This is a genomic window from Gilliamella sp. wkB308 (genome assembly GCF_001690185.1).
GTDB lineage: Bacteria > Pseudomonadota > Gammaproteobacteria > Enterobacterales > Orbaceae > Gilliamella > Gilliamella apicola_I.
The window spans coordinates 264,920-277,133 of sequence record NZ_LZGN01000038.1 but is presented as its reverse complement, the minus strand read 5'-3'; the positions used below and the strand labels follow the sequence as shown (position 1 = coordinate 277,133).

Below are 12,214 nucleotides of genomic sequence, written 5' to 3'. Positions count from 1 at the left end.
AATATTTTTTATATTTCATTTTAGCTTTAAGAAGAATGTTCCCAGTTAACAGATATATTTAAATTAACTCCATCATGCTCAACAGAACAGTACAAACTCAGATTAATCAATATAGTACTACTTTCTATGCCTTAATTAACATGAGCTAATATTTTATTTCTTTTTTAACTGTTTTGTTTGAGCTTCTGATTAAAAAAGTATGTCTAACTGCGTTTACATTTGAAATGATACAAACCTATCATTTATTGACCTTATTAAAATATACATTAAATAACTGTTCAATTGATAATCTAATTTTTTTTATACGTTTTTTATAATTTTTAAACAACCTTATTGTATTATAAAAATAATATCTTACCTCAAATACTTTTCTTTTTTCTGGTTAAACAAACATACCCTAGTTAAAATATTAAATAGCATCAATAGTAATACTGGTTTATCGTGAACTTTATATCGTAATAACTTCCTTTTTTTTCCTTCAAGCCATTTTTTTATATTACTTACTTTAAATTCATATTTTAAATATCATAAATAGGTTATTCTTAAAATTGTAATTATTACAAACGAAAATCTGCCATTTTAGTCTCAATTTTAAAAACTGAAACATACCTTCTTCTCTATCACCTCATTTTCAATACAGCCTATAAAGTGATACAATCATTTAATATTAAACAATGCCTAATACAATAATAAGTTTCACCGATTTTTAGGGTTTTAAGACAGTTACCTTGTTACTTAAAAGCAAAATTAAAAATTATGCGATAAGTGAGTAAGAGTAGATATATAGTAATTGCCTGAGTTTTAGATAAAAAAGAATTGATAATATGACCGAATACGACAACTTCACCGACCACACGCCAATGATGCGACAATACCTAAAATTGAAAGCAGAAAATCCGGATATTTTACTGTTTTATCGTATGGGTGATTTTTATGAGATGTTTTATGATGATGCTAAACGGGCTTCGCAACTTCTTGATATCTCGTTAACTAAAAGAGGTTCTTCAAATGGTGAACCTATCCCAATGGCAGGTGTGCCTTATCATGCGGTTGAAAGTTATTTAGCAAAACTCATTGCGTTGGGTGAGTCGGTTGCTATTTGTGAGCAGATTGGCGATCCTGCTACCAGTAAAGGGCCTGTTGAGCGTAAGGTTGTTCGTATAGTCACCCCTGGCACAGTAAGTGATGAATTACTTTTAGAAGATCGAAAAGATAATTTGCTGGCTTCTATTTGGCAGCACAAAAATCATTTTGGTTATGCAACTCTTGATATCAGTTCTGGTCGTTTTTTTGTTTTCGAATGCGATAACGTTGAAGCAATGCAAGCAGAACTACAGCGGACAAATCCGGTTGAACTTCTTTATCCTGAAGATTTCGAATCCATGTCATTAATTGACAATCGTAATGGCTTAAGACGACGCCCATTGTGGGACTTCGATCTTGAAACAGCGAAACAACAGCTTAAGTTACAATTTGGCACGAATGATTTAGTCGGGTTTGGGGTTGAGGATTGTTGTTATGCATTGTCTGCCGCAGGTTGTTTGTTACAATATGTTAAAGATACTCAGCGCACAGCTCTTCCCCATATTCGCTCTATCATTAAAGAGTCAGCGTATGATTTTGTTGTTTTAGATGCGGCTACTCGCCGAAACTTAGAAATCACCGAAAATTTGTGTGGTGGCACTGAAAATACGGTTGCCGATATATTAGACAAAACACAAACTGCTATGGGAAGCCGAATGTTAAAACGTTGGTTACATTCGCCTATCCGTAATGTGGTTATTTTGCAAAATAGACAGGAAGCCATTAGTGAATTACAACAAGATCTTGGAGATATACAACCGATCTTAAAGCAAATTGGTGATCTGGAACGCATTTTAGCCAGACTAGCGTTAAGAACGGCACGTCCACGTGATTTTGCTCGTTTACGTGATGCTTATAATGTATTGCCAGAATTACAACAATTTTTAAGTCATCACTCGTCACCTTATTTAATTGCGTTACGAGCTAAAATCAATCAGTTTGATCAGATAGCCGATCTTTTAAATCAAGCTATTGTTGAAGCCCCTCCCGTTATTATTCGTGATGGAGGAGTCATTGCAACTGGCTATAATGCCGAATTAGATGAACTTCGTAATCTTGCTGACGGTGCAACTAATTATCTGGAACAACTCGAGATTCGTGAGCGTGAAACGCTAGGTATCGATACCTTAAAAGTAGGATTTAATGCGGTACATGGTTACTATATTCAAATCAGTCGAGGGCAAAGCCATTTAGCGCCGATTCACTATACCAGACGGCAAACATTGAAGAATGTTGAACGTTATATTATTCCAGAATTAAAAGAATATGAAGATAAAGTGTTAACCTCTAAAGGTCGGGCATTAGCTTTAGAAAAACAACTTTACGATCAACTTTTTGAGTTACTATTGCCTGATTTGGCTAATATGCAAATGAGTGCTGATGCAATAGCTGAACTTGATGTACTAACTAACCTTGCTGAACGTGCTTTAACACTTAACTATCAGCGCCCGACATTATCTAATAGTGCCGGAATTGAAATCAAAGATGGTCGACATGTCGTTATAGAACAAGTATTAAAAACACCATTTATTGCAAACTCGCTTTTGCTATCACCAAACCGAAGAATGCTTATTATTACGGGCCCCAATATGGGCGGGAAAAGCACCTATATGCGTCAAGCCGCATTGATTGTTTTACTGACTTATATTGGTAGTTTTGTTCCTGCTTCTAAAGCGGTAATTGGACCTGTTGATCGCATATTTACGCGAATAGGTGCATCAGACGATTTAGCATCCGGGCGTTCTACTTTTATGGTTGAAATGACCGAAACAGCCAATATTATGCATAACGCAACTGAACAAAGTTTGGTACTTATGGATGAAATTGGTCGAGGCACCTCGACCTATGATGGACTTTCATTGGCTTGGGCATGTGCAGAAAATCTAGCTAATCACATTAAGGCGATGACCCTATTTGCTACTCATTACTTTGAATTAACTCAACTACCTGAACATATGCAAGGCGTCTATAACATCCATTTTGATGCTATTGAACATGATAATACCGTTGCATTTATTCATGAAGTTTCTGAAGGTGCAGCAAGCAAAAGTTTCGGTATCGCCGTTGCGGGTTTAGCTGGTGTGCCTAAAACGGTTTTAAAACGGGCTAAACAGAAATTAAAAGAGCTTGAAATAATTTCAAAACAGACAGCGAACAGCCATGTTGATAGCTCGCAACTTTCGTTTGAAACTGAGCCAGAACCGTCTGAAGTTGAAGAGGCTTTAAAACGTATAGATCCTGATGCATTAACACCGAAACAGGCATTAGAAATGTTATATCAATTAAAAAAATTACTCTGATATACAAATGATTTTCAAGGCGATATATTAATCTATTTATTGAATATTATGATTATTTAGTCCTATAAATATAACACCGCCAGTTTATCAATACTGGCGGTTTTCATTCAAGATCAAATTACTGCCAGTATTTCTTTTTCGATGTTTTACCAATACCCGGATTGAGGCTATTAGTTGGATCTAATTGCTGATAGAATTTTTTCAAATCAGCGTTAGCTTGATATAAATGACCAACATTATGTTCAGCAGGATATTGTGCACCACGCTGATCTAGAATGGTCAACATCTCTTCTTTCACTTTGTGGCAATCTGTTCCTTTTTTGGCGATATAATCTTGGTGAAAAACAGAACAGAAGAAATGCCCATAATATAATTTATGAATAAAATGCTGACTTATATCTTCCGGTAATGTTTCAAACCAATCTTTATCATTACGTCGTAAAGCAATATCAAGTGCAACCAAATCTTCAACCGTATCCGAATGGACACTACGATAAACAGTTGCAGCACCAGCTGTCGCAAAACGATGCAACATCGCCGCTTCTGCTTCTTTCTCATTACAATGAAAATAGTCGCTTTGTTTGTTTTGAAAAAATGTTTGCAAAAAAGCCTGAGCTTCCGCTATGCCATCATCTGCCATTTTTAAAATCAGATGATGTTCGAAACGATCACGATAATCACGAATAGATTTAGGTAAGTGGTTAGGAAGTAATTTACTCACAAACACCGCAAATCGATCTGAAAAATTATTCGGGAAGAATGGAATTTTTGTACTGACACGATCAACGAAATTTTTAAATGCATATAAGCGAGGAATCACATTTGTTCCTAATTTTTGTATGGCTAAATAGATATGTTTACCATATACAGCGGCGATATCAAATGCATCACGATGAATATATTCACCCGATACCGGCAAATTTTTAAAGTGAGCTAAAATATGACGTCGAATTTCATCAAGATCATCAGTATTATTTGTTCCGATATAAAATACAGCACTATTTTTTTCGAGTGGAAACGTATCTAATCGTACAGCAAATACCATTAACCGACCTGCACTGCCCGAAGCTTCGTAATGTCTAGTTGGATCGGCATTAAAACGCGCTGGTGTATCGGCATCAATTTCACGAACATGATCGCAATAGTGATGATCGTGTCCTAAACCTGCATCATGATTAATATCTTTTTCAGTATAAGTATGATTTTGAAGATTTTGCAAGATCGTCTCTGGATCGTCACCTAATTCAATCCCTAAATGGTTAACCAGATGCAGTTGTCCGTGATCATCTAATTGAGCAAATACTGCCATTTGTGTATAGGCAGGTCCATGCTGGATTAAGGCACCACCAGAATTATTACATACCCCACCCATAACGGAGGCGCCGATACAGGATGAACCGATTACCGAATGCGGCCCACGATTATATTTTTTCAACTCTTTTTCAAGTTTAAATAGCGTACTGCCTGGCAAACAAACTACTTGTTCACCATTTTCAATCACTTGAATACCTTCAAGTCGACGAGTACTAACAATCACTACAGGTCTATCATAATCATTACCGTCAGGTGTAGAACCGCCGGTTAATCCTGTATTTGCCGATTGAGTAATCACAATGACATCAGCTTCAACACATGCTTTTAAAACTTGCCACTGTTCAACTAAAGTACCGGGTAACACCACTGCAATAGCATCACCTTCCCCAAAACGAATACCTTTACGGTAAAGTAATGTACGGGAAGGATCAGTTAATGTGTGCTTATTACCCACAATACTTTTTAACTTCTCAATCAGTTCTGCCGTCGTATTCTTACTCATATTATCTTCCTTATACCAAAATGGATATCGCTTCAGTATTGATTATATTATAACCATTACCGTTTATTGCAAAGCGATTTAATTATCGTTAATTTTTTATAAGAAAAATAATAATTTTTAGTTATAACAAAGAATTATATAATTAATCAATACACATTTTTTAATATTAAACATTGATTACATATCATTTTTTATTAATGTAAAAATAGCATGTTGATTAAACATCTGATTACATAAAACAAGAAAAGGTCAATTAACAATAAAAAATTATTAGATGGTATTGGCAAGACAATCAATCATGGCATAGGGTGATTAATCACTTGCTTTTGTAGTACTTAAATAGCTGTCTGCTGTTAGAAACATTTTACTAAACACTAATAATTTGCTAGAAACTGTTGACGTTCCGCTTTATTAAAGTAAGTCCATGCTACAAAACGGCTAATTTTTTGTCCTTGTGACATAGGCACAATTTTTGTCTCAATAGCTTTAGCGTCTTTTAAGTGTTTTCTAATTACTGGTAATGACTCTTTTTTTGAAACTAACGTCGTAAACCATAAACATTGTGTTTTATAATTGGCACTCTCTTTTATCATATTACTGATAAATGTACTTTCACCACCTTGACACCATAACTCCATATGTTGCCCACCAAAATTCAGTACTGCTTTTTGTTTTGAATCACCTAATTTTCCTAGATTTTTGAGTTTTTTCTGGCTACTGGCTAAGGCAGCTTGCGCTGATGCATGAAAAGGAGGATTACAAAGGGTAAGCATATAAAACTCTTTAGGTTGAATAATCCCATCAAAAATCGCCAAGCGATTTTTTTGCAATCGACATTGAACAGATCCCTTGAGTAACAAATTAGCCTTTGTGATCAATGATGCTACTTTGATGGCTGTTGGATTGATATCACTGCCCACAAATGACCAACCATATTCAGCCCGACCAATGATAGGATAGATCATATTGGCTCCCATACCAATATCCAGCACATGAACTTTTTTACCCGTCATCATAATATGTTGATTATCTTCTGCCAGCAAATCGGCTAAATAATGCATATAATCGGCTCGTCCGGGTATTGGTGGACACAAATAATCGCTAGGAATATCCCAATAGGAGAGTTGATAATATGTCAATAACAGTGCTTTATTTAACATTCTGACAGCATCAGGATCAGCAAAATCAATCGATAAATTTCCATATTGATTTCGTTTAACAAAAGCTGAAAATTCTGGCACAGCTTTAATTAATTGTGCAAAGTCATATCCATGGCGATGTTTATTGCGAATATGTAAAGGCGATGCGTTAACAGTTGATGATCGGTTTGGCATGTTTGTTCCAGAAATGTGTACTATTATCTATTATAATAGCGTTTTGCAGTGAGAAAAATACAAACATGATGAATTAGGCATCATTCACATAGATTTCTAGCAAATTGCAACTATTAACATAGCAAATATTCAAACTTTTCAGCACAGTAACGGATACAACAATCAGCAATCATTATTACCTTTGAAATATTTGTTATAATAGATGATAAATAAATAATTAAAATAGATCTAATGAAACCATTGATTAAGATATCACTCACACCACTGCTTATATTAACATTCATCCCTTTCGACTTGTACGCTGATGATTTTAGTGGTCAACATTTATCGCTGATTTGGGGAATTCCATTTGTTGGAATTTTGTTATCGATAGCATTGTTGCCATTATTGACCCCTCAAATCTGGCATCATCATTACGGTAAGATCACCATTTTATGGACGTTGCTTTTTATGGGATCAGCATGTTATTTTTTTGGGTGGCAATCAACTCTTGAGCTAACTACTCATGCAATATTCGCTGAATATCTTCCTTTTATTCTGTTATTGCTAGCGCTGTTTACCGTATCAGGTGGTATTTTAATTAAAAGTGAAATAGTCAGTACTCCAAAATTAAATGTATGCTTATTAGCTGTGGGTACTTTATTAGCTTCCATCATGGGAACAACTGGTGCTGCCATGCTAATGATACGACCACTTATCCGAGCAAATCGCAATCGAAAACAAGCCGTTCACATTATTATTTTCTTCATTTTTTTAGTGGCTAATATAGGAGGAGGATTGACACCACTTGGTGATCCGCCACTATTTATCGGTTTTTTAAAAGGTGTCGATTTTTTCTGGACAATGAGCCATATGTTATTACCGGTATTGTTAACCTCAACATTATTACTCACGATTTTTTATTTCATTGACCGCCACTATTTCCAATTACAGTATGGAAAGCAACATTCAGCCACAATGCCCCAAAATAACAGTTCTATAAAGTTTTATGGATTACATAATGTGTTACTGTTAATCCTGATTATTGCGATGGTTTTATTATCTGGAATATGGCATTCTTCTATAGAGATAACACTATTTGGAACACATCTTAGTTTGCCTAACCTTGTTCGAGATGGCGTTTTTATCATTATCACCCTAATTTCTATTTGCATAACCCCAAAACCCGTTCGCGCAGCTAATGAGTTTAATTGGCAACCTATTATAGAAGTGGCTAAACTATTCATTGGTATATTTATTACAATTGTACCGGTTCTTGCAATTTTGAAAGCTGGCAGTCACGGCGCACTATCCCCACTTGTTTCATTAGTTAATAATCCACAAGCGCAACCCGTTAATAGCATGTACTTTTGGCTTTCCGGGCTCCTATCAGGCTTTTTAGACAATGCACCAACTTACCTCGTCTTTTTTAATTTAGCATCGGGTGATGCAACAACATTAATGATGTCGCTTGAAAAGACCTTATTAGCCGTATCTATGGGTTCTGTTTTTATGGGGGCTTTAAGCTATATTGGTAATGCACCTAACTTTATGGTTAAAAGTATTGCAACTCAAAATCAAATCGAGATGCCTAGTTTTTTTGGGTATATGAAATGGTCAATTAGCATATTAATCCCTGTTTTTATTGTTAATAATTTATTATTTTTTATTTGACAACGTAAAAATGGAATTGGACTAGTCTGTGACATCAGTTGAATTTTGCCTGTTAATAAATCCTAAAAGAACTTTAAATATTTCTTTTTCAACAAGTGAAAACACTTCACTTAATTTTATTTTATCGGGATTAGCATTATTTTTTAATGTTAACCCGATGCTTTATCAGAATAAAATTAACCTCTAATCACGGGTTGAAATGCACACTTACACATTTTAACAAAAGTTTAATTTTTGATTTTGATCACTAATTGTGCTGATCAAATTATGATCATAAAAAGATGATTTTTATATATACATATTAATCAAATAATAATAGAATTAACCGCCTTTAACGAGTTGCTGACAATAAAATCAATTTAGATACATAATTCACATCAAATTATTATTTAAATGTAAATATTGTTAGGATAATTTTTACGTAACCCGTCAAAGACAAGTAATAAGATCTAATTATAACAAAAAACTTTGTTGACATGATTTCTAACAAAGTTGACTAAGAAATACCTTAAAAGGATGAAAATATGAATAAAGTTTACAAAATAGTCTGGCACACATCTAAACGACAATGGGTTGTTGTTTCAGAGCTGGCAAAAAAAGGAAAAACCAAAAGTACAAAACTTTTAGCCGTAACAGCATTGGCATCGCTGTCAGCTAATGTATTAGCTGGTCCTTGTTCAATTAATGCTCAAAACCAAATAAATGTCAATGGTAGTAACTGTGAACTAACTGATGATAGCTATAAGGGCATAGAAACTAAAGGGCAAGATAATAAAGTCATTACTGTTGATAACGGCGGTAACCTGATTTTTAATCCAACTAGCGGTAAAGTTTCCATTACCAGTCAAAACCAAAATCATGCTTTAGTAATTGGGACGACAGAGCCTTATCCTAAACAGAACCCTATAAATAACCGTCCAAATTTAGGCGGAAAAGTAACTGTTAAAGGTGATTTAACAATTAATCTTAACGGTCAAACGTTACCACCCGATGATACGAAAAAACAATACCGACCAAGTAGTATTCTATTAGGGGAAAATAGTGAATTAGTGGTTAATGGTAATTTAAACATCAATCACACCGATTTCTGGCCCGACAAAAATGATCAGTCACAAACAGAATTTGAAACTGGAGCTCCAATTGATGTATCTCTTAATAAAGCCAATTCATCAAAATTGACTGTTAAGGGTGTAACGACTATAAAATCGAATGGTGACGGTATTCGTAATGGTTCTGAATTGAATAGTACTCAATTGGGCGGAATCCTTAATTTTGAGAAAAACGTCGATATTCAAGCAAATTATGTCGGTTTAAAAAACAGTGCAGGTACGACAACTTTTCATGAAAATTTAAATATTGATGTAAAAGAAGGAAAAGGTATAGCTCAAACTTCTGGTTCGATTTTTATCAAAGGTGATTTGGATGTCGTATCAAACAAATTGGGGAATACTGGCCATAATTCCATAGATATCTATGGTGGCGAGATGAAAGTTGATGGTATAACGAAGATTGAATCCTATGGTACAGGAAATCAACGCTATGCATCTGCAACCTCATTATATGTATCTGGACAAGGGAAAGTGTCTTTGGGTTCTGAACTTATTGCAACAACCAATAGTACCAATGCCAATAATACGGATACAGGTAATGGTGATGTCATAAAACTACAAGATCAGGGTGAAATTAATCTAGCGGACAAAACAACACTTACTGCAAAAGACTCTGGTAATGGTATAACCATGGGGGGGCAAGGTAAATTAAACCTAAACCGAGAAACCACTATTTTCACCGAAAAGGGCGATGGTATCAACATTAATGGTGGCACAATCAATAGTGATAAAGCCGTTCAATTAACCATCAGCTCTAATGCTAATAATGGTAATTTAATTAAAGTCCGAAGCGGTAATGTCAGCTTAGCCAAAAATACTACACTTAATGCTAAACATTCTACTCACGGCATAAATGTAGAAGACGGTACAGTTAATCTGAATAAGCAAACAACTATCACTACACAATCGGGCAACGGTATTTATCTTAGCGGAGGTAACATCATTGCCGCAGATGATTCACAATTAGACATAACCACGACAGGAGCAAGCGCCATTTATCAAACAGGTGGAAATTTAATATTAAAAAATACAAATATTAAATCCCCGCAAGGTTATAACGCTATTATTCTTGATGGTGGTTCACTATCTAATTTAGGTAAATTGACTATTGAATCAGTGACGGATACGGCAGCGTTACATAGTACTGTCGAATCTGGCAAAAAAGCGGTATTTAATAATGCAGGAACATTAGATACCAGTAAAATTGATAACATTCAATCTATTGTTAGTCATGATAAAACAGGTACGTTAGAAATTAACAATGCGAAAACGGGTGTATTAAATGCTAACAATGGTAATCTTTTTACCAACACATCTACGGGAACTATCGTCGTTAATAATGCAGGTAATTTATATGGCAAGATAGAAACCGGAAATGGTAGCATTAATTTAAATAACTCAGGGCTTTGGGAAATCACTGAACATTCTACTCTCACCAATGTCAAAAATGCCGGAACCATTCACTTCAAACACCCAACATCTCTTAACCGCAGCGCAAACGAATTCTATTCTATTGATATTGCCGGTGATTATGTTGGTGATCAAGGTACAGTGAAAATGCATACTGTATGGAATGCTTCAGACGACCAAAATGATAGTAGCAACAAGTCAGATGTTTTAAATATTAGTGGAACAGCCAAAGGGACAACGACCATCGTTCCATTATCTGCTGATGGTACAGAACGCATTATTGATGGTAATGTGAAGCAAATTGAAAAAAGTTTGAATAGTGTCATAGTTGTAAATGTCGCTAATAGCGGATCAGAAGTTGCCTTTACCGGTAAAGCTCAAACGACCGGATTGACAGAAGTTCAGTTAGCTAAACGTACCGTCGATAATCATGATGAATACTTTTGGACGATGAAAGCAAGAACCAAGTCACTTGTCGAAACCAATAAAACTATTTATGCCGATCCAATTGCGGCTTATGCACTTATGCCAAGTGTCAACTTTGAACAAGGATACACAACGTTAGCTAATTTAAGGGAGCGTCGTGGAGATATCTATTGCCTGGACTGTGCTACTGACGATAGTCAAAATACTTGGGTTCGAATTTTTGGTAAACATCAAAAACAAGATGGTGAACATCGCCTCAATTTTGAGACTAATATCTATGGTTTTCAAATTGGGCACGACTTCGCCATCACATCGTTGGAAAATAATGGTCTGAATTTATTTGGTGGTTATCTGTCTTACAACAGAGCTAAAACTGATTTTTCTGATAAATATCGGACTAAAGACGGTATTCTTATCAGTAACAAAAAAACAGGGAAAGGCGAATCAGACAACTTCAGCTTGGGTATTACTAATACCTACTATACCGGTACTGGCACTTATATTGACTTAGTTGGACAATTATCTTATCTACGCAACAAATATAATGCTCGCACAGGTAAAAATCCATCCACCCAAGATGGTTGGGGTGTAGCGCTATCGGCTGAAGCAGGTCATTCAATTCCATTAAGTGGAACGAATTGGTCTATTGAACCTCAAGCACAATTGACATATCAATATTTGAAACTTGACAGTTTTAATGATCATATTCGCCATGTCGATCAAAATAATCCTGATACATTACGTGGTCGTGTTGGTGTCATGTTTGCTTATAATGCAACAGATACAGAAAGCCAAAAAACGTCAGTTTATGGTATCGTAAATATCTTGCATGATTTCTTTAACCCTGATGATGTGAAAATTGGACGTGATAAGCTTAGCGAGAAGTTCAATAAAACTTGGGGAGAAATTGGTTTAGGTTTAAGTATTCCAATCACTACCCAAAGTGAACTTTATGGTGATGTCCGCTACGAACACAATTTTGGTGGTAGTAAACATCAAAGTTTTCGTGGTAACATCGGTTTAAAAATAAACTGGTAATCATCATCAATCTATTCTGCCATATAAAAGTCATGTTGAATTTAT

5 protein-coding genes are annotated in these 12,214 nt (G+C 35.2%); 3 read left to right on the top strand and 2 right to left on the bottom strand.

Annotated features, from left to right (window positions below; all coding sequences use genetic code 11):
• The first annotated feature begins 824 nt into the window (after positions 1 to 824).
• Entirely contained in the window at positions 825 to 3,383 is a 2,559-nt protein-coding gene (mutS, locus tag A9G10_RS09170) for a DNA mismatch repair protein MutS (RefSeq protein ID WP_065559237.1), read from the top strand.
• Positions 3,384 to 3,501: 118 nt separating this feature from the next.
• Here mutS and dld read toward each other — a convergent pair whose 3' ends face one another.
• Both dld and rlmF read right to left on the bottom strand, forming a co-directional pair.
• Positions 3,502 to 5,199: a D-lactate dehydrogenase gene (gene dld, locus A9G10_RS09165; RefSeq protein WP_065559236.1), complete on the bottom strand. Its 1,698-nt coding sequence runs from the start codon at positions 5,197 to 5,199 to the stop codon at positions 3,502 to 3,504.
• 374 nt (positions 5,200 to 5,573) lie between these two features.
• Positions 5,574 to 6,533 (bottom strand): 23S rRNA (adenine(1618)-N(6))-methyltransferase RlmF, encoded by a 960-nt coding sequence (gene rlmF, locus A9G10_RS09160; protein ID WP_065559235.1) that lies wholly within the window; start codon positions 6,531 to 6,533, stop codon positions 5,574 to 5,576.
• A 231-nt stretch (positions 6,534 to 6,764) separates the two neighbouring features.
• Between rlmF and A9G10_RS09155 the strand changes: the two genes are divergently transcribed.
• Entirely contained in the window at positions 6,765 to 8,186 is a 1,422-nt protein-coding gene (locus tag A9G10_RS09155; protein WP_065559234.1) for a sodium:proton antiporter, read from the top strand.
• Positions 8,187 to 8,710: 524 nt separating this feature from the next.
• Entirely contained in the window at positions 8,711 to 12,169 is a 3,459-nt protein-coding gene (locus tag A9G10_RS09150) for an autotransporter outer membrane beta-barrel domain-containing protein (protein WP_065559233.1), read from the top strand.
• Positions 12,170 to 12,214: the final 45 nt, after the last annotated feature.

Excerpts from the sequence above, each read along its gene's own strand:
- mutS (WP_065559237.1), top strand. The coding sequence starts at position 825 with ATGACCGAATACGACAACTTCACCGACCACACGCCAATGATGCGACAA.
- rlmF (WP_065559235.1), bottom strand. The coding sequence starts at position 6,533 with ATGCCAAACCGATCATCAACTGTTAACGCATCGCCTTTACATATTCGC.
- dld (WP_065559236.1), bottom strand. The coding sequence starts at position 5,199 with ATGAGTAAGAATACGACGGCAGAACTGATTGAGAAGTTAAAAAGTATT.
- A9G10_RS09150 (WP_065559233.1), top strand. The coding sequence starts at position 8,711 with ATGAATAAAGTTTACAAAATAGTCTGGCACACATCTAAACGACAATGG.
- A9G10_RS09155 (WP_065559234.1), top strand. The coding sequence starts at position 6,765 with ATGAAACCATTGATTAAGATATCACTCACACCACTGCTTATATTAACA.